The organism is Paenibacillus gyeongsangnamensis (assembly GCF_027533625.1).
GTDB classification, from domain to species: Bacteria; Bacillota; Bacilli; order Paenibacillales; family NBRC-103111; genus Paenibacillus_G; species Paenibacillus_G gyeongsangnamensis.
Map to the genome: position 1 here is coordinate 19109 of NZ_JAQAGZ010000019.1, position 24538 is coordinate 43646.

A 24538-nucleotide genomic window follows, 5' to 3' on the forward strand; every position below is an offset into this window, starting at 1 on the left:
CAGCCTCCCGGTCAATGATACGGGGCGGACGGCAATTCCCGGCCCAACCCGCGAATCGTATGCAGCAGCTCGAAAGCGGCCCCCCTTAAGCCCGGAAGCGAATGGGCGCGGACGCCTCTCCCGAAGGCCAGCGCTTCCAGCACGCCTACCGTGCCGGAGGAGATCAGCTTCGAGGCCGCCAAGACGCGGACCGTTTCCTTTTCTTCCAGCAGGAGCAGCTCCTCCACCCCGCCGGCTTGCAGGTGTCCGTGAAGCAGCAGCGCCAGCCCTTGAACGGCGGCGCCCAGCTCCGCCTCTTTCCTTCCCCCTTGCAGCAGCGCTTCCGCTTCCTGCAGCAGCTGCTGCTCCCAGGTCATGGTCAGCGGCATCCGTTCGCCTGGCTCCGTCCCGGCCGTTCGGTATCTGTTCAGCATAAGATCACCCTCCTGATTTATTTTCCTATTCCACCGAATCGTTCCAAATTCAGAGTCCGTTTTACATTGGAGTCAATATGGTTTATTGTAGCTTATAAAATAAGAACAAAAAGAGTAATTTTCGAAAAACGAATTTCATATTTTTCCGAACGAAGGAGGTCGAAGCCGAGGTGAAGCTGGCCCGTTATTATATTCGGTTGCGTGAAGCGTTCCCGTACGTCCGTGAGGAACAAGAGCTGGCGGTAACGCTGGATGAGCTGGCGGCCGTACTCGATTGCACGCACCGCAATGTCGTGCTTCTGCTGAAGCGGATGAGCGGGGAAGGCTGGCTGCAGTGGTCCCCGAAGCGCGGGAGAGGCATCCGGTCGCTGCTGACGTTCCGGGTGCCTGCGGAGGAGATGCTGCTGGAGATGGCCAAGTCGCTCGTGGAGCGTAAGGATTTGCGCGGGGCGCTTGAGCAGATGAATGTGGCTACGCTGCCGGATACGCTGAGGGAGAGGTTCCATAGCTGGCTCAACGGCTATTTCGGCTACAGCAGCGAGGTGCAGGGCATGCGGCGCTTCGATACCCTCCGCTTTCCGCTCACGCAGACGCTGCATTCGCTGGATCCGGCGACGATCAATTTCACCGCCGAGGCGCATGTGGTGAATCAGCTCTTCGATCCGCTCGTACGCTACAACCGGCTGACGCAAACCGTCGAGCCCCACCTGGCTCATGCCTGGGAGGCGGATGCCTCCCGCACCGTGTGGACGTTTCACTTGCGCAAGGGCGTGCTGTTCCATCATGGTAGGGAGCTGACCGCGGAGGATGTGCGGTATACGTATGAGCGGCTGAAGCGGTATTCTTCCGGGGCTCTTTACAGCTGGGTGCTTCGTCAAGTGGATACCGTGCACGCGGCCGATCCGATTACCGTGGTCGTCCGGCTGACGGAGCCGAACGAGCTGTTCCTGCAGTACGCGGGCACGAACCGCGCCTCCATCGTCCCCGCCGACCTGTGCGAGGAGCTGCAGGAGAAGTTTGCCGCCTCGCCTACGGGAACCGGGCCGTTCAAGCTGTCGCTGAACGACCGTTCCATGTGCGTGCTGGACGTCTTCCCCCCCTACTTCCAGGGGCGCGCTCATCTCGATCGGGTCGAGCTGTGGCGGATCGACGGGGTGCGGGAGCAGGAGCCCGGCCTCGCGATGGAGAGCTTCCAGATCATCCACAATTACCGGCTCCCGGACGAAGCCGCGGACACTTGGCAGCAGGTACAGCAGCAGGGAGCGACATGCCGCTTCCTCACATTCAATTTGGTCAAGCAGGGACCGCTGCTTGATCCGTCGCTGCGGGGCGCCGTCTACGCGGCCCTCGACCGCGGGAAGCTGTTGGAGCGGCTCGGGGGCGACGCGATCTATGAGGCGGATAGCTTCGTCCGCCACGGGGACGGCCAGGCCGATCCCTCCGCCCCCGAGCGGCTTGTCCGCGATCCGGAGCGGAGCCGGGCGCGGCTGAAGCGGCTCGGGTATGCGGGCGAGCGGCTGCGGCTCTGTACGATCCCGCACTACGAACGGGATGCGCAGCTTGTGCAAGGGCTGCTTCAGGAGGCGGGCTTCGCCGTGGAAGTGAAGCTGCTGACGGTAGAGGAATTCAAGGGCGAGCAGCGGCTGCATGCCGACCTGCTGCTGTTCTCCATCATGCTGGATAACGATGCGGAGCTGCGGCTGATCGATCTCTATACCAGCATGCAGCGCCACCTTGAACCGGCAGCCAAAGCGAAGGTGGGCGAGCTGCTGCAGCGCGTGCTTCACGAATCCTCCCGGGAACGACGAATGGAGACGCTGCAGGCCATTGAATCGCATTTGACAGCGAAGGGACTGCTCTGTTTTCTGTATTTTAAACGGCTCAAGACGCTCTATCACGCATCGGTCAAAGGCGTCACCCTCGACGCGCTCGATTGGGTGCAGTTCAAAAACATCTGGTTCAAGCCATAAACCGAGCTTCCCCGGAATAAAGTATACAAACTTTAGTCCGAGAGGAGCGTGGGACGCATGACCCAGGTGAGACCGATCGTCTACCGCAGCACAAGGTACGGCTTTACCTTGCAAATCCCCGGCTGGTGGAGGCCTTACATCTGCACTTCGGGCATAGGGCGAAGCCGGGAGACGGAGGCGGAGTACCATTTTCGCTTCAAGTACAAGGGAAGGGCGTATGACGATGTCTTTGCGCTGCTGGTGTTCCGGCTGAGCCGGCGGGAGTGGCTGGAGTCGTACGGGGACTCGCCGTATGTCTATATATCGGAGCAAGACGGGCGGGTATTCGCGTACGTGACTCCGGAGGAGCTGCCGGAAGCGTTCATCGATAAGAAAACCGGGGAGTATGATTTCAAAAGGTTCGGCACCGCGATCGCCCTGCTGAAGCGGATGGTGAACCGGGACGTCCCGCTCATTGCGAAAACGCTGCGGTTTCGCCGGGGCGGGCTGGCGCTTCCCTCCGCTCCGTTCCGCAGCCGCAAGGTGCGGTGGCGGAACGCGGGGTGGTGAGCCTAAGACGAATAAAATCGAACATTTTTCCGATAACAACAGCGGCCGGAAGGGGATACCTCACCGGGTACCAAGGCAGATTTCTCTATTTCATGGGTTTTTCGTCAATCTGAAGACCCCCAGGGGTCTTATTCCGCCGCCGTATGCAGTATGCTTCGCTCGAGGGGTCTGCCGGCTTGCAACTTAGTATCGCGGTGAGTATCGCCAGGCTTGAAGGCAAGCGAAGGAACGCCAAGCGCTTCCGCGGGAATTAGGCTGGCTTTCCCCCAGGCATGGGGCCGAAGCTCAGAAAACGTCATTGAATCAGGCGGATGCAGAGCGGGTAGCGGTAATGCTCACCTTTGGAAGCTTTGACGGTTGCGATCAGAATGACCACGAGTGCAAAGATGCCTAGAACAGGCAGCAGAATGAACCCGATCATGACGAAGCACAGGATGCCGGAAACAAACGAATAAATCATGATCGAAATTTGAAAATTCAGCGATTCCTTGGCGTGCTCTTCTACAAAAGCGGATTGATCCTTCTTCATCAACCAAATGATCAGCGGAGCAAAGATGCTGACAATAAGGCAAAGCAAATGCGACAGCAGCGCCAAATTCCGTTCGTCGCTTGAGATCATGAGGGGCTCACCTCTCCATGGAAAATAAGGGTATGAGCCATCCATATGCCGAAGGTCGTCGGATTATGAGGGCGTCTGCCGGGGGGAAGAATATTTTTTTGATATCACCGATGGGCAGGCCAAGCTTCTTGCGCCTTGCTTTCCGGAACGCAATGAGCTTTGTACGGATCGCGGGGTTTCACGGCACATCAGGAGCAGGCGAAGGTCCAAGGCTGGCCGCCTCTTGACGCAGGTGAAATAAAGCGTATTATATTAATTAGAATTCTAACTATTGGAGAGATGACGCTGTGAGCAACCGGAACGATGATTCGACTTGGGAATGGGATAAAGGGCCGATCGGACGTTTAGTCAAGGTGTCGCACATTACCCTGCGCCGCGAAATCGAGGAGCTGCTGAAGCCGACCGGACTTACCCATACCCAATGGAGCGCCTTAGGCATTATCCGCCACTTTCCCGGCATTACGTCATCGGAGATGGAACGGATTCTTATGATCGAACGGCCCAGCGTGACGAGTCTGATCAATGGTCTTGCGGCGAGACGGTTGGCCGTTCGGCGGGATCATCCGAATGACGCCCGTTACAAGCAAATCTTTCTGACCGAAGAAGGAACGAGGCTGGCCGACCAAACCGGGCACTTCACTTCGATCGTGGAGGACAGGGTACGCAATGGGCTGACGCAGGAAGAATTCGAGACGCTCAAGGCTCTATTGATCAAAATGGTCGGTTTATTCGGGAAAAGCTAGCTGCGGCTTTTCTCCGCCCAATTAGTTAGAATTCTAATCGATAACCGATAAAGAATGAAGAGGAGGATTTTCCATGAGCGATGAACGGCAAAGCCGGCAGGATCAGCCCTTCCCGGCATGGCAAGGATTTCACCACATCGCGCTAGTCACGCCGGATCTGGACGAAACGATCCGCTTTTATGCCGGGGTACTCGGAATGCAGGCGGGAACGGTTATCCCGCCGGCTGGACAACGCGGCAGGCACTGCTTTATTAAACCGGGCAGCTCCGATACCTGGGGCATTCATTTTTTTGAACAACCGAACGCGCATATTTTTCAAAGCACCGAGGAGCTGAAGCATTTGGCCGGGAACCCGGGCTCCACGGACCTGTACCGCTTCCTGCCCGGCGCGCTTCAGCATATCGCGTTTGCCTTGCCGTCAGAGAGCGAGGGCCTCATGCTGCGCGCCAAGCTGCAGGACTTAGGGGTCGTGATGACGGACATTTACAATCAGGGAACGATCCGCAACTTCATTTTTCCGGATAATAACGGCATTCAGCTTGAGGCTGCATGGCCATGCACCTAAGACTGGCTTTACCGGTCCAGGCTGCCCTAGAAACCCATGAAATAGAGAAATCTGCCTTGGTACTCCGGTGGGGTACCCCCTTCCGGCCGCTGTTGTTACCCGTAAAATTTTCAATTTATTTGCTATGCAGCGGTCATTTTCCGATAACAAAGGCGGGCGCTTTTGCTCCTACAGGGGATACCCCGCCTATTACCTTTTGCATTTTTCTGCATATTATCAACAAATAAAACCCCCGCTTCAAATCCGAAGCGGAGGTTTCCCTGAAGCGATCGTTACGGCAGATTGCTTGAGCCCATCAAATAGCGGTCAACTTCCTTTGCGGCTTCGCGGCCTTCGTTAATGGCCCAGACGACAAGGCTTTGGCCCCGCCGCATATCGCCTGCGGCAAAGACTCCCTCAACGTTGGTCGAAAATTTGCCGTAAGCCGCCTTCGCGTTGGTCCGCTCATCCTTCTCGACCCCAAGCTGATCCAGCACCGTATGCTCCGGTCCCATGAAGCCCATGGCGAGAAGCACAAGCTGCGCCGGGTACACCTGCTCGCTGCCCGGCACCTCGACCGGCACGAACCGGCCTTGGTCGTCCCTTTTCCACTCGATCTGCACGGTATGCAGCTCTTTGACGTGTCCGTTCTCGTCGCCAACCAGCTTCTTGGTCGAGATAAGATACCGCCGCGGATCCTCACCCTGCAGCGCAGCCGCTTCCTCTTGGCCATAATCGACCTTCAGCACGCGCGGCCACTCCGGCCAAGGATTGTTCGGCTGGCGCGTCTCCGCCGGTCTCGGCATGATCTCGAACTGCGTAACGCTGCGGCATTTATGCCGGATCGAGGTACCGACACAATCCGTTCCGGTGTCTCCGCCGCCGATGACGATGACATCCTTGCCCTCGGCCGAGATAAACGCCCCGTCCTCATGCCCGGAATCCAGCAGGCTCTTGGTGTTCTTTGAGAGGAACTCCATCGCCAGATGGACGCCTTGCAAAGACCTTCCTTCGACCGGCAAGTCGCGTCCTTTGGTTGCTCCGCCGCAAAGTACGATCGCGTCGAACTCTTCCTTCAGCTTCGAGGCGGGAATATCCTTGCCGATCTCGGTGCCCATCACGAAGTTTACGCCTTCGGCCGCCAGCAGGTCGATCCTCCGCTGCACATAGCTTTTATCCAGCTTCATGTTCGGAATGCCGTACATGAGCAGGCCTCCGGCGCGGTCCGCCCGTTCGTAGACGGTGACGGAATGGCCCGCTTTGTTCAGCTGTGCGGCGCAGGCCAGACCCGACGGCCCGGAGCCGACGACGGCGACCTTCTTGCCCGTACGGGCCTCCGGCGGCTCCGGTACGACCCAGCCCTCGCCGAAGCCCCGGTCGATGATCGCCTTCTCGATGTTCTTGATCGTCACCGGAGAGCCATTAAGCCCTACCGTACAGGAGCCCTCGCAAGGCGCGGGACAGACGCGGCCCGTGAATTCGGGGAAGTTGTTCGTCTTGTGCAGCCGATCCAGCGCTTCCCGCCATTGCCCGCGGTAAACGAGATCATTCCACTCGGGAATGAGATTGTGAACCGGGCAGCCGGCCGCCATGCCGCTGATGATTCGGCCCGTATGGCAGAACGGAATCCCGCAGTCCATACAGCGCGCGCCCTGCTGCTGCAGCTTCTCCTCCGGCATGGGGACGCTGAACTCCTTCCAATGCGCAATCCGCATCAGAGGAGCGGCTTCGACCGGGGTTTCGCGCTGGTATTCGATAAATCCGGTTGGTTTGCCCATCTTTAGTTCCTCCATACTCGCGGGATGCCGGTTTTTCCAGAGGGGCCGTGCCATTCGATTCGTTAAAGGGATAAACCATTTCGTCCGTTAACGATTCGGCACCCTAACTGAAAAACCCCGCCCCCGCCCTCGTTTAGTTGCCGCTGACGCGGGAAACGTCCCGCATATTTTCCTCGAAAGCCACAAGCATCGCATCCTGCTGGCTGAACCCGGAGCGCTTTACGCGCTCGATGGCCTCGAACATGCGCTTGTAGTCCTTCGGAATGACCTTGACGAACTTCCACAAATAATGCTCCCACTGCTGCAGCACCCGGTGAGCGACCGCGCTGTCCGTGAAGGTCGCGTGATGTTGGATCATATTCCGCAGCTCTTCGGACTCGTAAATTTCTTCGACGGTCTCCAGAAGTACCATTTCCCGGTTGCAGCGCTCCATGAACGTGTCATGTTCATCCAGCACGTACGCGATCCCCCCGGACATCCCTGCCGCGAAGTTGCGGCCCGTCGGTCCTAAGACGACGACGCGGCCGCCGGTCATGTACTCGCAGCCGTGATCCCCTACGCCCTCGACAACGGCCCGTACGCCCGAGTTGCGTACGCAGAAGCGCTCGCCCGCCATCCCGCGGATGTAAGCCTCGCCGTCCGTGGCCCCGTAGAAGGCCACATTGCCGATAATGATATTCTCCTCGGCCGGGAAGCCCGACTGCTCGGGCGGGAATACCACCAGCTTGCCGCCGGACAGCCCCTTGCCGAAGTAGTCGTTCGCGTCGCCTTCCAGTGACAGCGTAATGCCCTTCGGGACGAAGGCGCCGAAGCTCTGGCCGGCCGAACCGTTGAAGTGCAGGCGGATCGTGTCGTGCGGCAGCCCTTCAAGCCCGTAGCGGCGGGTCACTTCGCTGCCGAGCACGGTGCCGACGACGCGGTTGACGTTGCGGATCGGGACGATCTCGTGCACCCTCTCCCGCCGTTCCAGCGCCGGTTCGCACATCGGGAGCAGCTCCCGCACGTCCAGCGAGCGATCCAATCCGTGATCCTGCGGAATCGCGCAGAACCGTCCGACCTCCTCGGCAACGTCCGGGCGGTACAGCAGCGGCGACAGATCGACGCCCCTCGCTTTCCAATGGTCGACCGCCCGCTTCGTTTCCAAAACTTCCGTATGCCCGACCATTTCTTCGATCGTACGGAAGCCGAGCTCCGCCATCAGCTCCCTCGCATCCTCCGCCACGAACCGCATGAAATTCACCGCATACTGCGGATCCCCGCTAAACTTCTTGCGCAGCTCCGGGTTCTGCGTCGCAACGCCGACCGGGCAGGTGTCCAGATGGCAAACCCGCATCATAATGCAGCCGAGCGCAATGAGCGGGGTCGTAGCGAAGCCGAACTCCTCGGCGCCCAGCAGCGCCGCCACCACGACATCCCTTCCCGTCATCAGCTTACCGTCCGTTTCCACCGCAATGCGGCTGCGGAGATTGTTCAGCACGAGCGTCTGGTGCGTCTCGGCGAGACCCAGCTCCCACGGCAGTCCCGCATGGCGGATCGACGTCTGGGGCGAAGCGCCCGTGCCGCCGTCATACCCGCTGATCAGCACGACATCGGCTTTCCCCTTGGCTACGCCGGCCGCAATCGTACCGACGCCGACCTCGCTCACCAGCTTCACGCTGATCCGCGCGCGCGGGTTCGCGTTCTTCAGATCGTGAATCAGCTCCGCCAGATCCTCGATCGAATAAATATCGTGGTGCGGCGGCGGCGAGATCAGCCCTACGCCCGGCGTCACGCCGCGAACCTCGGCCACCCAAGGGTACACCTTGGAGCCCGGCAGCTGGCCGCCTTCGCCCGGCTTCGCGCCCTGGGCCATCTTGATCTGGATCTCGTCGGCGTTCACCAGGTAATTGCTCGTGACGCCGAAGCGGCCCGATGCCACCTGCTTGATCGCGCTGCGCCGCAGATCGCCGTTCTCGTCCGGCTGGAAGCGGTCCGGATGCTCGCCGCCTTCACCTGTGTTGCTCTTGCCGCCGATCCGGTTCATCGCGATGGCAAGGCTCTCGTGCGCTTCCTTGGAGATCGAGCCGAAGGACATCGCTCCGGTTTTGAACCGCTTGAACAGCGACTCCGCCGGCTCCACTTCTTCCAGCGGAATCGAAGGTCGATTCGAACGGAAGGAAAACAGCGAACGAAGCGTCATGTACCGCTCGTTCTCCCCGTGAACCAGCTTCACGAACTGCTTATACATCGCATAGTTGTTCGTGCGGACCGCCGCCTGCAGCGCGTGAATCGTCTCGGGGTTATAGATGTGTTCCTCCCCGTTGTTCCTCCACTGCAGCTCCCCGCCCGGATCCAGCACGCGGTCCCGTCCTCCCTGGGCGGAGTAAGCCCGCCGATGCCGAAGCAGCGCCTCTTGCGCCACGGCTTCGATTCCAATGCCGTTCACCGGCGTATAAGTCCACGTAAAATACCGTTCCACGAACGCCGCGTCCAGCCCGATCGCTTCGAAAATTTGCGCACCCCGGTAAGATTGAATCGTCGAGATGCCCATCTTCGCCAGCACCTTGACGACACCCTTGGTCGCGGCTTTGACATAGTTGTACCGCGCCTTTTCCGCCGTCACGTCCTTCAGCAGCCCATGACGGATCATATCCTCCAGCGATTCGAACGCCAGGTAAGGATTGATCCCGCCCGCTCCGTAGCCGAGCAGCAGCGCAAAATGATGCACCTCGCGAGGCTCCGCCGATTCGACCAGCAGCCCTACCTTCGTCCGCGTGCCTTGGCGGATCAGGTGATGATGCAGGCCGGAAACCGCAAGGAGCGCCGGGATGGCCGCCAGCTCTGCACTGGCGTCGCGGTCGGACAGAATCAGGAGCGAGGACCCGTCCGCCACCGCTTCATCCGCCGCCTGACACAGCGCCTCCATCGCAAGCTCCAGACCGGCCGCGCCTCCGGAAGCCGGGAATACCATCGACAGCGTCGCCGTCTTGAAGCCCTCCCGGTCGATATGCCGCAGCTTTGCCAGCTCCTCGTTCGTCATAATCGGCGTCGCGAGCCGAATCTGACGGCAGCTCTCCGGCCTCGGATCGATCAGGCTGCCTTCCGCACCGACGGTCGTGCCCTGCGCCGTAATGATCTCTTCAAAGTTCGCATCGATCGGCGGATTCGTCACCTGCGCGAACAGCTGCTTGAAGTAGCTGTAGAGCAGCTGCGGCCATTCCGACAGTACCGCAAGCGGCGCATCGAAGCCCATCGAGCCGACCGGGTCGACGCCCGTTCGGGCCATCGGCTCCAGCACCCGGCGCAGCGTCTCGAACGTGTACCCGAACGCCTGCTGGCGCTGCAGCACGGTTGAAGGATCGGCTGCGGGCACCTCGGGAGCCTCCGACAGCTCCTCCAGCGAAATCAGATGCGCGTTCAACCAGTCCCGGTAAGGCTGCTCGCGGACGATCCGCTCCTTGATCTCCTCGTCGGAGACGATGCGCCCCTCCGTCGTGTCCACGAGCAGCATGCGCCCCGGCTGCAGCCGCCGCTTCGCCAGAATGCGCTCAGGGGCGATATCCAGCACGCCGGCCTCCGAAGCCAGCACGATCAGATCGTCCTTGGTCACGTAATATCGGGCGGGCCTTAGTCCGTTGCGGTCCAGTACGGCGCCGATCGACCGCCCGTCCGTGAAGGCGATAGCCGCCGGACCGTCCCACGGCTCCATAAGACAGCTGTGATATTCGTAAAACGCTTTCTTCTCGTCGCTCATCGACTCATGCTTTGGCCAAGGCTCCGGAATCATCATCATGGCCGCATGGGGCAGCGAACGCCCGGTCAGCATCAGAAACTCCAGACAGTTGTCGAACATCTGGGAGTCCGAGCCGTCGGTATCGATAATCGGAAGAAGACGCTTGAAATCGTCGCCGAACAGCTCCGTCTCGCACACTGCCTGACGCGCATGCATCCAGTTCACATTCCCGCGGAGCGTATTGATCTCGCCGTTGTGGATCAAGTAGCGGTACGGATGCGCCCGCGCCCAGCTGGGGAACGTATTGGTGCTGAACCGCGAATGGATCAGAGCCAGCGCCGATTCGAACGACGGATCGCGCAGTTCGGTATAGTAATCGTCCACCTGCTCAGGCGTCAGCATCCCCTTATACACGATCGTCCGGCTGGACAGGCTGGAGAAGTATACGCCTTCCCGATCGCCCGCCATGGTCCGGGCCGCGTGCTCCGCCGTTTTGCGGATCACATACAGCTTCCGTTCAAAATCCAGCTCATCCCCGCTTTCGGACGATGCGCCGATGAACAACTGCCGGACCATCGGCTCCGCCGATTTCGCGGTATCGCCGAGCCGCTCGTTATTGACCGGCACCGTTCTCCAGCCCAGCAGCTGCTGGCCGGCTTCCGCCACCTTCTCCTCGATCAGCCGCTCATAGGCGATGCGCAGCTCCGTCTCCTGCGGCAGGAAAACCATCCCGACGCCGTACCGGCCCGGCTCCGGCAGCCGGATCCCTTCTTCCGCACAGGCCTTCTGCAGGTAACGGTGAGGAATTTGGAGCAGGATGCCGGCACCGTCTCCCGTCGTCGTCTCGGAGCCTTGGCCCCCGCGGTGATCCAGGTTACACAGGACTTTCAGCGCTTGCAGGACAATCTCATGGGAGGGCTGCCCCTTGATATGGGCGACGAAGCCGATGCCGCAGGCGTCATGCTCGAATTGCGGATCGTATAATCCCTGTTTTACAGGCAAACCGGTTCTGTTCATGCTCGGGCAACCTTTCTTTCGATATTTTTTGCGCTTTTGCGCAACAATCCGACAAAGAAGTGATGCGTCACAGGAGTGAAGTGAAATCGGCTAAAAAGAAGGTTCTTTCCCTGTCCCTTGATGTGACAATTCTATGAACCTTTTCAGATAATATGTTATATATTAACATTCCATTCTTATTATATCAATTTAAAATTAATAGAATTTTCTGTTCATTTAAAGCGGCGTGCTCTGGTGCATTCCCCCGTGGCCGTGATCTGAAGACACCTCCCGTCCCGCCCTTTAATCGGCATTGGAATTTTTTTCATAAAGGGGGCCGGGGCAAAAGGAAATTGTAGATTTTTGACGAAATGGTTCTTTATTACTAACCATGGAGAGGAAAATCTAACATGAAAGATCCGCAGACGCTCGGAGGCCTTCCGGCATTTTACCTTCAAACGGGGGATGCCTTAACGGGATTCGAGAGCCTGGCATACAACAGCTTTCATGCTTCGCTGAACGGGCTGGCCCTGCTGGACACGGATTGCTGCATGCTTGCAGCCAACGCCGCCTTCACAGACCTGCTCGGCCGCGCTCCTGAGAAGCTGCTCGGGATCCCGCTGCCCGAGCTCGTGCATCCCGACGAGCTGCTGCTCTGCATGCATCAGATGAGCCGGCTGCTGGAAGACCAGCTTCTCCGGTACGAGACCGAGCTTCGTTTTCTTCATGCGGACGGAACCCCTCTTTCAGTGAGGATTTCGGCCTCCGTTCTGCCGGACGGCGCGGCGCGCTACATCCGGCTGGAGGCGCAAAATATAGACGGCTGGAAAAAAGCGGCTGCCGCTCTGCGGGATCAATCGGCGCTCATCCCCCACCTGCTGGACTTCGTTCCGTCCCCTTATCTGGTATTGGACCGGGGATGGAAATTGATTCAGCTCAATAAGGCGGCGGAAGGCCTGTTTGAACGAAGCCGTGAAGAGCTGACCGGAAGAGACTTCTGGACCTTGCTCCCCTCACTTCTTCATACCCCCCTACACCAAGCGTGCCTGCAAGCGGCCGAGGAGCAGCATCCGGTCATCATCGAAGAGGAGCTGACGCCCGCCCGAATGCGGTTTCGCATCAGCTGCTCGCCTTGCAAGCCAGGGCTAGCCGTTTTCTTCCGGGATATTACGGAATAGACCCGGCAGGAGGAGCTGCTCCGCTCGGCCAGCGTTCAACTGAATTCAATGATCGAACATTAGAGGGATGCCATCGCTTTTTTGTGACAATAATCTTAACCTGACCCGCACGAACGAAAGCTTCCTTGACATCTTCGGAGCTGATCGGCCGCTGCCCGTTCGATGCCTTCAAGGAACCGAAGCAAAGCCGGATAAGGGTATGGTTCAACGAGGTGGCGGCCCTACGGGAGCCGGGTTCTATCGAGCTCGAGCCGGCCGCAGGCGCGAGTAAGGAAAACGGGTGGAAATGTACGGGGTTCCGATTCGTCAAAGAGACGGATCGTTGGATAAGGTGCTGGTCATTACACGGATATTAGCAAGCGGAAGTAAACGGAAGCGCTGATGCGCAAAGGTTCCTTCACGATCACGAGCCTTGCCTGCCGGGGGAGACGGTTACGGTGACCTTGCTTGGTCCCGAATCCGGAGGAAAATTAAGGGCTGACCGCCGTCTATACCTCTCCCTCCCCCATATGCTATGATGGAAGCCGTGATGTCCGAAGAGCATTCCCGCAGCTCCGGCTTCCGGCAGAAACCCACCATGAATGGAGTTGTGTTTACGTTGGCGCAGTTGTATTTTCGATACGGTGCGATGAACAGCGGCAAGTCGATTGAGATTCTAAAGGTTGCCCATAACTACGAGGAACAAAATAAATCCGTGCTGATCTTCACTTCAGCGATCGATGACCGCGACGAGGTCGGTTACGTTTCCTCCCGCATCGGGCTTCGAAGGGAAGCGATCCCGATCTGCCCGGATACGGATCTCATCGGAACGGTCAAGAGCCAGCCGAACCGGATTTCGTGCGTGCTCGTGGATGAGGTGCAATTTCTGAAAAAAGAACAAATTCTCCAATTGGCCCGGATCGTCGATGAATTGAACATCCCGGTCATGGGATTCGGCTTGAAGAACGACTTCCAGAACGAGCTGTTCGAGGGAAGCAAATATATGCTGCTCTATGCCGACAAGATCGAAGAAATGAAGACGATCTGTTGGTTCTGCGAAAGGAAAGCGATCATGAATCTGCGGGTCGATTCGCAGGGCATGCCTGTCTACACCGGCGAACAAATCCAGATCGGCGGCAACGACAGCTACTATCCGGTCTGCCGGAGATGCCACGCGAACCCGAAGCTTTAATTCCGGCTTTCAAAGATACGTCCGCAGCGTCGAGCCTAGCAGGAGGATCAGATCCTTCTTCCGGTTCGGCGCCTCGGCCGCCCCATCCAGCAAATCCAGCAAAGCGACGACGTCCGCCAGATGAGCCCGCAGCCGCCAAGCCTCCGTCAGCACCCCTCCTTCCCGGAGATACCCCTCCATAAACTTATTCTCGAACAAAGAGCCGGCCGGCTCGTAACGAAGCATATTCCCTACGTCGACCATCGGGTCCCCTGCAAAAGCAAATTCCCAGTCCAGAACCGCCGAGACGCTTGCCCGGCCATCCGAAGGCAGGACGTTCATCAGCACGTTCAGCTCGTTATAATCGCTATGAACTAGCACGGCACGTTCCGGATGGTCGGACAAGCGAGGGGCATGAGTCCGGCAAAAGCCCCAGAGCCGCTCCCGGAGCTCGGGCGGCAGCAGCGTTCCCGCTGTGCCCCGAAACAGCCAGTGCTCTACGAGAGACAGGAACATTCCTGGATCCATTCGGAGCGGCTCTGCCACCGAGAGGCCCGGTCCGAAGAACCCCGGCTCCGGGAAGCTGTGCTGGTGAATACGGGCGAGCGTCGCTCCCGCCTCCGCCGCCGCTTGCTCCGCTTCAGCAAGCGAGCCCTGCCTGAGCAGCTCCTTCAGCGTTATGCCCGTGCGCCATTCCATAAGACCCCAGGGCCTCGGCAGCAGACGGCCGGAGCCGTCCTCGTACACCATCGGGGCTATGGGTACCGCCCCCTCCTGCTGCAGCAGCCGGGCAATATCCGATTCTTTGCGGAGTACGGCCGGAGAATTGCGGTAAATCCGCAGCGCGTAGACGGCCTCGGACGGATGGGCCACGTCAACGCGGTACAGGCTGTTGCTGAGGCCGGTACCGATCGGCCGGGCCGACAGAACGACGGCTTGCGGCCAGACGGACGCTACCAGCGCCTGAACCTGCTGCGGCGTCAACCGCTCCGCCGGAGCGGTCCTTTCCCAACCGTCCTTCATTGGCCGGCGCTCTGGGAAGCCTCCGGCCTCCGTTCCAAATCGTTCAGGGACATGATCTCGTCCAGCGCGCGAATGAACTTGTCGTTCTCCTCCGCCGTTCCGACCGAAACCCGGATATGCTCCGGCAAGCCCCACGTTCCGCCGCTGCGAACGATGATGCCCCGGGAGAGCAGCTGTGCGGCGATCGAATCGGCGGCCGGCCCCGGCTGGCACAGCACGAAGTTGCTCATGCTCTCGGTATAGGGGATGCCCAGCTTGCGAAAAGCGGCGTAGAGCTGCTCCCGCCCTGCCGTATTCAGGCGCCGGGACGCTTCCAAATGCGCTTCGTCGGCAAGCGCAGCCGCAGCAGCCGCTTGAGCGAGCGCATTGACGTTGAACGGCTCCTTCACCTTCAGAATGCTCTCGATGACGGCGGCCGGCGCGGCTCCGAAGCCGACGCGAATCCCGGCTAGACCGTAAATTTTCGAGAACGTCTGAAGCACCAGAACCTGTCTTCCGGCACGGACATGCTCCAAGCCGTCCGTATAGTCCTCCGCCGTGGCGTAATGGCTGTAAGCCGCATCCAGCACTAGAAGCACCTTTTCCGGAAGGGCGGCAAGCAGCCGGTCCAGCTCCTTGGCTGGCAGGTAAGTGCCTGCCGGATTGTGCGGGGAGCACAAGTAGAGCAGCTTAGTCCGGGGTGTGACTGCGGCAAGCAGGCGACTGACGTCGTATCCGAAACCCGGTTCAAGAGGGACGGCCTTCACGTTCGCCCCCATCAGCTTAGCTCCGAATTCGTACTCTCCGAACACCGGAGCCGGTATGACAATGTCATCCCCAGGCTCCAGATACGTTTCGGAGATCAGCGTAATCAGCTCATCCGCTCCGTTGGTTACGATCAGCTCCCGCTCCGACAAGCCGAGACGGCGGGCCAGCTCCTGCTTCAGCTCGGAGGCAAGCACATCCGGATAACGATGAAGCTCGGACAAGCTGCGGATGATAGCCTCGACCGCTTTCGGCGACGGACCGAGCGGATTCTCGTTGGAGGCGAGCTTTACCACCTCCTCCAGACCGAGCTCCCGCTTCACCTCCCAGATCGGCTTCCCCGGCGAATAAGGCTTGATTTGCCGAACATTCGGCCTGGCTTCGATCAACTTGGAATCGGACATGATAAGCAGCTCCTTTTCGTACGTGGAATAATATACAAATACTTTAATGAGATAATTAAATAATACATTAACGCGTTACCAAAGTAAAGATCGAATGTAACCCTGTATCCTGAACCGGTCGAACTGAATCCCCCCTTCCCGGCATATACTTAAGCAGCACGATTCGAGGGGGGCGGCGCTTTTGTTCTGGAAGGAGCAGGGGATGAAGCTTGGCGTGGTGCTTTATTTGCTCGTCTGCTTCACGGGGAGCCTGTGGCTCATGGGACTGATCAAAAGCGGGATGCTCGTTGAAATCGCCGGAGTCCGCGTCGCGGATACGGAAACCTATCTGTACTGCGGGCTGGCCGGCGCCGTCGGCGGCTGCCTCTACGCGATGCGCCTGTTCCACGATTTCTACGACAAGCTGATGGGACGCTGGGTCTTGTGGTACTTGATGCGCCCGATCAAGTGCGCCGGGGCTGCCGTCATGACCGTTGTACTGTTCGAGAGCGGCATTATGCTGCTGCAGCCGACGAACAGTCTGGAGGCCAAGATCGGCATCGCCTTCCTGGTGGGCTTCGGCTACGGCAAGGTGATGGATAAGCTAAAGGCGCTGACGGAAACGTTATTCAACGGAAAGAACGAACCCTCGCCGCCTGGGGGCGGGGACGAAACGCCGCGTGCCAAGTAAGGCATCCGGGCCGGGGCCGCCTGGGCAGGCTCCCCGGGCGCCTACATGACGACGTATTCGATGGTCGTGTAGGCGCGTCGCTGCTGGCCGCAGCCGGACCCGCGAGGCTGTCCTGCGCCTGCTTCGCCGCGCTCGCGCTGACCGCCGGAGCCTGGCTTCTCTTTCTGCAGAGGCATGTGCTATAATGTCGGCACATCGAAAGCCGCGAAGATGCGGCGGAGCCTAAAGGAGCGTGTCCTAATGCTGCAGTTTGAAGGCGTGCTGCACCGGCCGGAGGGAACGGGGACGTGGACGTATGTGAAGGTGCCTTTTACCGTAGAGGAAGTGTTCGGCAGCAAGGCTCAGGTGAAGGTCAAAGGGACGGTCAACGGGGTACCGTACCGCAGCTCGCTGATGCCTGCGGGCGACGGGACGCACTATATGGTCGTGAAGCAGGCGCTTCGCGAGGATGCGGGGGTTACGGCCGGGGACAGCGTCCGGTTAACCATGGAGGCGGACACGGAAGCCCGTACCGTTGAGATCCCGGACGACTTGGCGGCTGCGCTGGACGAGCACCGGGAGGCGGGAGAGCGGTTCGACCGGCTCGCCTATTCCCACCGGAAGGAATACGTCGATTGGATCGAGTCCGCCAAAAAACCGGAAACGCGGTCGAACCGGATCGCGAAATCGATCGCGATGCTGGCCGAAGGCAAGCGGCTTAAGGGATAGCCGCCCAAGCCGGCGTCGTTACAAATGCAAAAGCCCTGCTGGCCCGCTCTCTCTATCAGAGCATGGGGCGGTAGGGCTTTCTTTTTTCCAAACTCGAGAAAACTAGAAGCGGAGCAGCATCGTCACGGAGGTGCCGGACGTCCCGCAGCGCCGAAAGCCGAATCGCTCATAGAGCCGCAGTGCGGCGTTCCGTGGATCTACGCTCAGCGACAATCCCGGATAGCCCTGCGTCTCGGCCCGCTCGATCAGCGTCCGCAGCAGCCGCGTTCCGATGCCCCGGCCTGCATGCTCCGGCAGCACCGCAATGGACAGCTCCGGCGTCCGCTCATCGACGAAGCCGTACCCCGGCTGACCCGCGTCCGACAAGCGGTACCAGGCGGCCCCGATCGGCCCCGCAGGCGCCGACTCCGCGACAAACCCTTCATCGCCCGTCCTTCCCCAGCCTTCCAGCCATTGCCGGATACCCGGCATCGCGAGCAGCAGTTCTTTAGGCGGTTTATCATTCGGGATGTGAACCATTTCGTACAGCATATCCCATAGAAAAGGCTTATCCTTCTCTCCGATCGGTCGTATATTTATTGATGTCATACCGTGTTCCTCCCGCAGCTTCATGCTTAGAGTATATCCCTTGATTTCAGGATGGCACAAAAGAACAATCCGCTTTACCGATTTTTTCCATTACCGCCGGTCCGGACGTTCCTTTGCGCGGCAACTCATACGTTTGACTATGGGGTAGGCACGGGTATGGGATTCCTGCTTATTACGTCAAATCCTTCACCATCCGGTAATAACCCGGCACGGGCTTATAACCCAGTTTATCGCGGTTGATGTTCAGCATGGGGCCGTTCTGCGAATCGTTGTGCGTCCGCAAATAAGCCGCCCCCTCCCGCACGGCCAACCGGATGGTCAGACGCTTCAAGGCATGCGCGATACCGCGGCCCCGCCACGCCTATTCACCCCCGTGAACTCATGGTAGAAGCTGTTCGTTTCGGGGGTAAAGATCAGATGGGCGAGGCCTATCATCCGGCTCCCGTCCATAGCAAGAAGCACGTATTCGGGCCTAGAGCCGGGCAGTCCCAGCGTCCATTTGCGCCACTCGCCGAAGGGAAGAACCGCTTCCCGATTGCCGGGAATATCCGGCGTCGTGCTGCAATACAGCGCATGCAGCTCCTTCTCGCGCTCGTCGTCCGGAAGCCGGTCCAGCGTGGTAAAAGCAATGCCGAACTTCTGCATGTCCTCCAGCAAACGGTCCGTTTCCTCATCGCCGGGCGTATCACCATTCCTCAAATCCAGTACCGACTCGAACAGATGGCGCTCCTTCACGTAGCCCCGCTTCTCTGCGAACCGCATGTAAGCAGGCTTGTCGTCCTTAATCGAATAATTCAGCCGGCTCGCGCCAACCTGCCGCGCCCTTGCCTCCAAGTGCTCATAGAGCGCTCCACCCGCTCCCTGCTTATCGTAGCCGGGCATCACCACGAGCGTATGGTTGAGCTCCCCGGGCGGAGTCCAGGGCGCCCGCCAGGCGAGGCCGTAGCCGATCAATAGATCATCATCCGTTACGGCGGCGAGCTTCACCCGGTCGAAGCCGGTAAGCAGGCCGTTCTCGTCGCGGCCCAGACGCCCCTCGCTTGGTATTTTGGCATCCTCCCCCTGCAGCCTCTCGGCCGTCGTCGGCTCCGGGTAGTTCGCGTTCAGCACAGCCGCAATAGCCGGATAATCGTCCGGCAGCCTTACTTTCCGAATATGAAAATGCATCGTTAACCTCCCAGCCAAGTTACCTTTCCTTGCTCCAGAATGGCATAATATTCCATATTCATCCAGGTAACATTTGAGTTTAACCATGCTTTCCTTCCTGCAAAAACTGAACCTCCGGTTCAAACTGATACTTCCGATTTATAAGAAAAACTCCTTATCGGAGTCCCTCAAAGCAGCCAGACCGTTTTTAGAGGTAGTTTTTCTTGGTATAGAAAGTTGCAGTCCGCTTTAACGCTTTAGCGAACTTATACTTTCCATAACGTTAAGAAAACCGTCCGGGTCTCCGGACGGTGCGTTTGGTGAGGGATGGGTACGGAGTTCCGATCGCAGTTGAAATCTCAGGATGCATATCTCCTCCGCATGCCTCGCATGCAAATTGCAGCGGTACATCCGGGCCCCATCGTCCAGTCCGCTATAATGTTTTAACGACATTAATTTTCTATAACGTTCAGTAAAGCTGCAACATAACCTTCTGCCCGGTTCTCGCGCTCTCAAGCGCTCCGTATACCATCGCCATGCTCTTGATGTTGTCCGTGCAATCCGTCTCCGGCTTGCGGCCTTCCAGCAGCGCCGAGAACATCGCCTCGAGACAACCCGCATGGCCGGCATGTCCCGCCTCGTTCACTTCCGCATCCACCCGGCGGAACCGGCTGGTAAACCCGCGTCCGCTCTCCGCATCCGGAACGACGACCTCGGCGTATGGCGCGGACGCCCCGTCCCATACAGCCGTTCCCAGGCTTCCGGAGATGCGCCAATCCGCTTCCCATGAGGTCGGTCGGCCCTCCGAGCACCAGGACCCGCGGTAGCAGAAGACGCTTCCGTCTTCGTATTCGAAGATACAGACCGCCGCCGCATTCCCCGCATACCAGGAGCCGGGAGGATTGAATTCGTGACAGTACACCGAGACGGGATCCGTCCCGGTAATCAGCCGAGCCTGGTCGAACGTATGGATCGCCATATCCAGCAAAAGCGGGCTATCCATCGCATCCCGGAAGCCGCCGAAATGCGGGCCGAGGAAGAAATCAGCATTGACGAAGCCGATCCGGCCGATCGTCGCAGCCGCCAGCAGCTCCCGGAAGGCGCGAATCTGCGGGAGATACCGCCGGTTCTGCATCACCGCATAGGTCCGGCCCTGCTTCCCGGCCAGCGCCACCAGGCGGCGCGCTTCCTCCATGGAAGTCGACATGGGCTTCTCGCCCAGTACGTCACAGCCCAGCTCGAGCGCTGCGGCCGTCACTGCGGCATGGCTTTCCGGAATCGTCACGTCAAACACAAGATTGGCGCCTTCCGATGTAATCGCTTCCTTAATATCCGTATAAACGCCGCAGCTCAGCCCATGCCGCTGCGCAGCCGCCTGCGCCTGCTCCAGGCGCAGATCGACGAGGCCGACGATTTCCGCATCCTCCCGCTTCCTCGCATAATCGATCCATGCCTTGGACATGCTGCCGCAGCCGGCAACTACGATTTTGAATGCAGACATTGTCTTCAGCCTCCCATTCGTTAGGATTATCATGTAATCCCACTATATCGAAACGGCACGGCCCTGTCTCTACTTCATTCTGCGCAGTTTATATGGGATTGTGCCTTGAACGCAGCAATAGGCCGCACCTCGCGGTACGACCTTTCCATCCCAAGCCCGCTATGGCTTTACGGATGCTGCCCCCTCTGAATTTCGCAGCGGCACGCGGTCAGGCGGAAAATAAGTCCGCTGCTCCTCCACCGTTGGCGGAGCCGGACGGACGGGTTCCGCTTTCTCTGGAAGCTTCGCCGGTTGCTGCCCGCAGGCCTCGATCAACAGCATCAACAGGATGATGCCAACCCCCTTCATCACTAGCAATTCCCCCTGTTTACGCCCCAATACAAAATGAAAGCACTTACAATCCGAGCGTACCAGATCGCGGGTCGTATATCAATGGAAATCGCTGTGAGTTTTTTAGGCGAACGGCTTGAAATCATAATCCAATTTCCGGTTCCATCCGACCAGGATAAACGGCTACGCCGTCCTTGTCTTACAAGGACCAGCGCGTTTACCAAGGTTGATGCGAAGCTATAAGTTACAAAAACTTATAAATTCTTATCAACCCAAAAAACACTAAGTCTTTTGACTCAAATTTGATTCTTTGGACCCAATTTTCATGATATAACTTAATTAGTCAAAAGATCCCAGAGGAGAGATTCAGATGATCAGCAAAAAAGTCGTCATTCTAGGGGGCGGCGTTGCCGGGATGAGCGCGGCTCATGAGCTTGCGGAACGGGGCTTCAGCGTAGCCGTTTACGAAATGCGCGGCCTGCCGGGCGGCAAGGCGCGTTCCATGGCCGTGCCGGGCAGCGGCAAGCAGGGCCGGAAGGATTTACCCGGAGAGCACGGCTTCCGCTTCTTCCCGAGATTCTATAAGCATATCATCGATACGATGGAGCGGATTCCTTACGGAGATAATCTGCGGGGCGTTGCGGATAACCTCATTGAAGGCACCCGCCTGGGACTCGCCCGCACCGACGGTCCTCCGGTGGAATTCCTGACGGAGTTCCCGACCTCGATCACCGATTTCCACGCTTTGGTCAAGTCGATCTTCGACAATCATCTCGGTTTGACGGAGCAGGAAGTCGAGCTGTATGTGGAACGGCTCTACCAGGTCATGACCAGCTGCGACGAGCGCAGGATCGCGGAATACCAGAACGAAGCTTGGTGGGACTTTATCGACGCAGACCGGCAGTCGGAGAACTTCCGCCGCGTCTTTACCGGCATGACCCGCGTGCTGGTAGCGGCTAAGGCACGCGAGGCGAATACGGCGACGGTCGGCGCGGTCGGCGCGCAGATCATGGTCGATATGGTGATGCCCGGAGGCAGCGCCGATCGGCTCCTGGACGGCCCGACCAACGAAGTATGGCTGAGCCCGTGGCACGCTTATCTTGAGCAGCTCGGCGTGGATTATCATCTGGAAGCCAAGGTGGAGCATATCCGCTGCGAGAACGGCGTCATTACCGGAGTAACCGTAACGGAGAAAGGCGAAACGTTCGAGGTGCGGGGCGATTATTACATTGCCGCCTTCCCAGTCGAGGTAATGGCACGTTTCATTACGCCCGAGCTGGCGGAAGCGGACCCGGCCCTGGCGGGCATTCCGAAGCTGGCCGAAAACGTAGACTGGATGAACGGCATTCAGTTCTACCTGAAGCGGGATGTGCCGATCATTCACGGTCATATGATTTACATGGACTCGCCTTGGGCGCTCACGGGCGTATCCCAGAAACAATTCTGGCCGGAATTCGATCTCAGCGAATACGGAGACGGACAAGTGCAGGGCATTATCTCCGTAGACGTCTCCGATTGGGAAAAGCCCGGCCTTCTCTACGGCAAGCCCGCTAAGCTCTGCACCCGGGAAGAAATCAAGAACGAGGTGTGGGCCCAGCTGAAGATGAGCCTGAACGTGAACGGCCGTGTCGTGCTGGAAGACGACAACCTGCACACCTGGTTCCTGGACGAAGACATTCACACGCCCAACCCGGAAGGAGCCGCAGTCAACTTAGAGCCGCTGCTGGTGAACAAAATTCATACCTGGGCTATCCGTCCGACTGCCGATACCCGCATTCCGAATCTGTTCCTGGCCTCGGATTACGTGCGCACGCATACGGACCTCGCTACGATGGAGGGTGCCAATGAAGCGGCCCGCCATGCCGTAAACGCCATTATCGACCGCTCGGGGTCGGACGCACGGAAGTGCAAGATTTGGGAGATGTACCAGTTCTCCCCCTGGCTGTCGCTCAATCGTCTCCACGACAAGAAACGGTTTGAAGAGGGGCTGCCCTGGGACGGAAAAATTTTCGGCGGGGTGCTCGGCTAAGACATTGACAACAAAGAAGCGCAGAAGCTCGTTTGAGCTCCAGGCTGTAGAGAAACCCATGAAATAGAGAAAATCTGCCTTGGTACTCCGGTGGGGTATCCCCCTCCGGCCGCTGTTGTTATCGGAAAATGTTCAATTTATTCACTATGCAGCGGTCATTTTCCGATAACAAAGGCGGGTGCTATCGCTCCTACAGGGGATACCCCACCTACTACCTTTCGCGTTTTTCTTCTTATCCGGGTTTCTCATCAATCTGAAGCTCGTCCCAGCTCCTGCGCTTCTTCGTTTCTTTCCCCGCTCTTCCTTTATCGCTTGTCTTCCGCCGACGCCATGAAATCCGCATCTTCAGCCGACCACTCTGCATAGAACGCCTTGAGGAACCGTTCCATCACCATGTGACGTTCTTCCGCAACGGCTCTCGCCGCTTCGGTGTTCATGAGGTCCTTCAGCTTCAGCAGCTTCTCGTAGAAATGATTCACCGCCGTGCTCTTGCCCTTCCGGTACTCCTCGGCGGTCATCGTCTCCCGCACCGCAAGCTCAGGATCGTGCATCGCTTGTCCCTTCCAGCCGGAATAAGCGAAGGTTCTTGCGATGCCCACCGCGCCGAGCGCATCCAGCCGGTCCGCATCCTGCACGATACGGCCCTCTAAAGTCCGCATGGGTTGCCCGCCCCCGCCGCCGTACGACATGGTCGAGATAATGTCCAGCACATGGCTCCACACGCTGGCTTCCACGCCCTGCCGAAGGAGCCAACCCTCCACCTTGGCGAGCCCCGCTTCCTTGCTTTCGTTCAGCTTCTCATCGGCCACATCATGAAGCAGCGCAGCCAGCTCGCATACCGCCGCGTCCGCCCCCTCCAGCTGCGCCAGCTTGACCGCCATTGCGGCGACCCGGGCGACGTGCCACCAATCGTGGCCGCTGCTGTCGCCTCCGAGCTCCACCTTGGCGAAGCTTTTGGCTTGCTCCAATACATCCTTCATCATCAATCGCCGCCTCCTCCTCCGCTGTCGCCTCCCGGAGAGGAACCCGAATCGGCAAGCTCATTCATGGCCATAGACATGCTCCTCCCGGAGGCAGGGAGTTGCTTCTTGCAGCCCCATTGTACTATGTGTTCCGCTTTCGAGTAAACGTCCGGGCATAGTGGACCTTCCGCCCTAATTAAACGGTTGAGGGGCGCTCCGCGCCGAGACCGGCATATACGCTATAACCCGAGCACATTATTCAGCGATTCGACAACCCGATCCTTTTGGAACGGCTTTACGACAAAATCTTTGGCGCCCGCCGTGATGGCCTCGACCACCATCGCCTTCTGCCCCATCGCCGAGCACATGATGATTTTGGCCTGCGGATCCAGCTTGCGGATCTCCCTTACGGCCGTCACGCCGTCCATTTCGGGCATCGTAATATCCATCGTCACGACATCCGGACGGATCGACATATAGGCGTTGACCGCCTCCAATCCGTTCGAAGCCTCCCCTACGATCTCATGCCCTTCCTCGGACAGCATCGTCTTCAGCATCATCCGCATGAAGGCTGCATCATCCACAACCATGACTTTGGCCATTCCCATCCTCCTCGGACCTGATTCCTGCATTGTATTCCCATTATGGCAAACCGGTTTTAAAGAAATGTTAGGGGAGCTGAAAACGAAAAGTTAATTTCGCTAACAGTTTCTTAACAATTTCCAACATACTACGAGACATGTCTTGAGCGGTATCCCGACCAAGGACGGCTAAGATTTGC

22 protein-coding genes are annotated in these 24538 nt (G+C 58.7%); 9 read left to right on the forward strand and 13 right to left on the reverse strand.

All coding sequences use genetic code 11. From position 1 onward, the window contains the following. Positions 1 to 11: 11 nt before the first annotated feature. Positions 12 to 413, reverse strand: coding sequence for a hypothetical protein (locus tag O9H85_RS25415; RefSeq protein ID WP_269884223.1), 402 nt, complete (start codon positions 411 to 413; stop codon positions 12 to 14). A 170-nt stretch (positions 414 to 583) separates the two neighbouring features. On the opposite strand from O9H85_RS25415, the gene O9H85_RS25420 reads away from it, so the two are divergent. Then, the gene (locus tag O9H85_RS25420; RefSeq protein ID WP_269884224.1) at positions 584 to 2383 is read left to right on the forward strand and encodes an ABC transporter substrate-binding protein; all 1800 of its coding nucleotides are present in this window, start codon (positions 584 to 586) and stop codon (positions 2381 to 2383) included. A gap of 57 nt (positions 2384 to 2440) precedes the next feature. Further along, positions 2441 to 2932 (forward strand): hypothetical protein, encoded by a 492-nt coding sequence (locus tag O9H85_RS25425; protein ID WP_269884225.1) that lies wholly within the window; start codon positions 2441 to 2443, stop codon positions 2930 to 2932. A gap of 295 nt (positions 2933 to 3227) precedes the next feature. Here O9H85_RS25425 and O9H85_RS25430 read toward each other — a convergent pair whose 3' ends face one another. Next, positions 3228 to 3551 carry a DUF4870 domain-containing protein gene (locus tag O9H85_RS25430; RefSeq protein ID WP_269884226.1) on the reverse strand — a complete coding sequence of 108 codons (324 nt, stop codon included), beginning with the start codon at positions 3549 to 3551 and terminating at the stop codon, positions 3228 to 3230. Between the two features lie 287 nt (positions 3552 to 3838). Between O9H85_RS25430 and O9H85_RS25435 the strand changes: the two genes are divergently transcribed. Further along, positions 3839 to 4294 carry a MarR family winged helix-turn-helix transcriptional regulator gene (locus O9H85_RS25435; protein ID WP_269884227.1) on the forward strand — a complete coding sequence of 152 codons (456 nt, stop codon included), beginning with the start codon at positions 3839 to 3841 and terminating at the stop codon, positions 4292 to 4294. A gap of 73 nt (positions 4295 to 4367) precedes the next feature. Continuing rightward, entirely contained in the window at positions 4368 to 4859 is a 492-nt protein-coding gene (locus tag O9H85_RS25440; protein WP_269884228.1) for a VOC family protein, read from the forward strand. Positions 4860 to 5131: 272 nt separating this feature from the next. Here O9H85_RS25440 and O9H85_RS25445 read toward each other — a convergent pair whose 3' ends face one another. Together O9H85_RS25445 and gltB are read right to left on the reverse strand one after the other, a co-directional pair. Then, on the reverse strand, positions 5132 to 6616 hold the full coding sequence (locus O9H85_RS25445) for a glutamate synthase subunit beta (protein ID WP_269884229.1): 1485 nt from the start codon (positions 6614 to 6616) through the stop codon (positions 5132 to 5134). Between the two features lie 133 nt (positions 6617 to 6749). Beyond that, positions 6750 to 11345: a glutamate synthase large subunit gene (gene gltB, locus O9H85_RS25450; RefSeq protein ID WP_269884230.1), complete on the reverse strand. Its 4596-nt coding sequence runs from the start codon at positions 11343 to 11345 to the stop codon at positions 6750 to 6752. Positions 11346 to 11734: 389 nt separating this feature from the next. Here gltB and O9H85_RS25455 point away from each other — a divergent pair, with 389 nt between their 5' ends. Further along, the gene (locus tag O9H85_RS25455) at positions 11735 to 12502 is read left to right on the forward strand and encodes a PAS domain-containing protein (protein WP_269884231.1); all 768 of its coding nucleotides are present in this window, start codon (positions 11735 to 11737) and stop codon (positions 12500 to 12502) included. A gap of 598 nt (positions 12503 to 13100) precedes the next feature. Beyond that, positions 13101 to 13673, forward strand: coding sequence for a thymidine kinase (locus O9H85_RS25460; RefSeq protein ID WP_269884375.1), 573 nt, complete (start codon positions 13101 to 13103; stop codon positions 13671 to 13673). 9 nt (positions 13674 to 13682) lie between these two features. On the opposite strand, the gene O9H85_RS25465 is transcribed toward O9H85_RS25460, so the two are convergent. After that, the gene (locus O9H85_RS25465; protein WP_269884232.1) at positions 13683 to 14675 is read right to left on the reverse strand and encodes a phosphotransferase family protein; all 993 of its coding nucleotides are present in this window, start codon (positions 14673 to 14675) and stop codon (positions 13683 to 13685) included. Beyond that, positions 14672 to 15823, reverse strand: a complete 1152-nt coding sequence (gene hisC / locus O9H85_RS25470) for a histidinol-phosphate transaminase (protein WP_269884233.1) — start codon at positions 15821 to 15823, stop codon at positions 14672 to 14674. Before hisC ends, O9H85_RS25465 begins: the two co-directional genes overlap by 4 nt. A gap of 181 nt (positions 15824 to 16004) precedes the next feature. On the opposite strand from hisC, the gene O9H85_RS25475 reads away from it, so the two are divergent. Next, a complete protein-coding gene (locus O9H85_RS25475; RefSeq protein WP_269884234.1) occupies positions 16005 to 16493 on the forward strand; it encodes a hypothetical protein in 489 nt (162 codons plus the stop codon). A 240-nt stretch (positions 16494 to 16733) separates the two neighbouring features. Next, a complete protein-coding gene (locus tag O9H85_RS25480) occupies positions 16734 to 17201 on the forward strand; it encodes a YdeI/OmpD-associated family protein (RefSeq protein ID WP_269884235.1) in 468 nt (155 codons plus the stop codon). 102 nt (positions 17202 to 17303) lie between these two features. On the opposite strand, the gene O9H85_RS25485 is transcribed toward O9H85_RS25480, so the two are convergent. The 5 genes from O9H85_RS25485 to O9H85_RS25505 all read right to left on the reverse strand — a co-directional run bounded on the left by O9H85_RS25485 (position 17304) and on the right by O9H85_RS25505 (position 20787). Next, positions 17304 to 17789 (reverse strand): GNAT family N-acetyltransferase, encoded by a 486-nt coding sequence (locus O9H85_RS25485; RefSeq protein ID WP_269884236.1) that lies wholly within the window; start codon positions 17787 to 17789, stop codon positions 17304 to 17306. 172 nt (positions 17790 to 17961) lie between these two features. Beyond that, positions 17962 to 18120: a hypothetical protein gene (locus tag O9H85_RS25490; protein WP_269884237.1), complete on the reverse strand. Its 159-nt coding sequence runs from the start codon at positions 18118 to 18120 to the stop codon at positions 17962 to 17964. Further along, on the reverse strand, positions 18117 to 18956 hold the full coding sequence (locus O9H85_RS25495; RefSeq protein WP_269884238.1) for a GNAT family N-acetyltransferase: 840 nt from the start codon (positions 18954 to 18956) through the stop codon (positions 18117 to 18119). The genes O9H85_RS25490 and O9H85_RS25495 overlap by 4 nt, the downstream gene beginning before the upstream one ends. A 448-nt stretch (positions 18957 to 19404) precedes the next feature. Beyond that, positions 19405 to 20436, reverse strand: a complete 1032-nt coding sequence (locus O9H85_RS25500; RefSeq protein WP_269884239.1) for a Gfo/Idh/MocA family protein — start codon at positions 20434 to 20436, stop codon at positions 19405 to 19407. A gap of 159 nt (positions 20437 to 20595) precedes the next feature. Then, a complete protein-coding gene (locus O9H85_RS25505) occupies positions 20596 to 20787 on the reverse strand; it encodes a hypothetical protein (RefSeq protein WP_269884240.1) in 192 nt (63 codons plus the stop codon). Positions 20788 to 21136: 349 nt separating this feature from the next. Between O9H85_RS25505 and O9H85_RS25510 the strand changes: the two genes are divergently transcribed. Next, positions 21137 to 22795 (forward strand): hydroxysqualene dehydroxylase, encoded by a 1659-nt coding sequence (locus O9H85_RS25510; protein WP_269884241.1) that lies wholly within the window; start codon positions 21137 to 21139, stop codon positions 22793 to 22795. 305 nt (positions 22796 to 23100) lie between these two features. On the opposite strand, the gene O9H85_RS25515 is transcribed toward O9H85_RS25510, so the two are convergent. Together O9H85_RS25515 and O9H85_RS25520 are read right to left on the reverse strand one after the other, a co-directional pair. Continuing rightward, positions 23101 to 23778 carry an HD domain-containing protein gene (locus O9H85_RS25515; protein WP_333474264.1) on the reverse strand — a complete coding sequence of 226 codons (678 nt, stop codon included), beginning with the start codon at positions 23776 to 23778 and terminating at the stop codon, positions 23101 to 23103. Positions 23779 to 23996: 218 nt separating this feature from the next. Next, the gene (locus tag O9H85_RS25520) at positions 23997 to 24359 is read right to left on the reverse strand and encodes a response regulator (protein ID WP_269884242.1); all 363 of its coding nucleotides are present in this window, start codon (positions 24357 to 24359) and stop codon (positions 23997 to 23999) included. Positions 24360 to 24538: the final 179 nt, after the last annotated feature.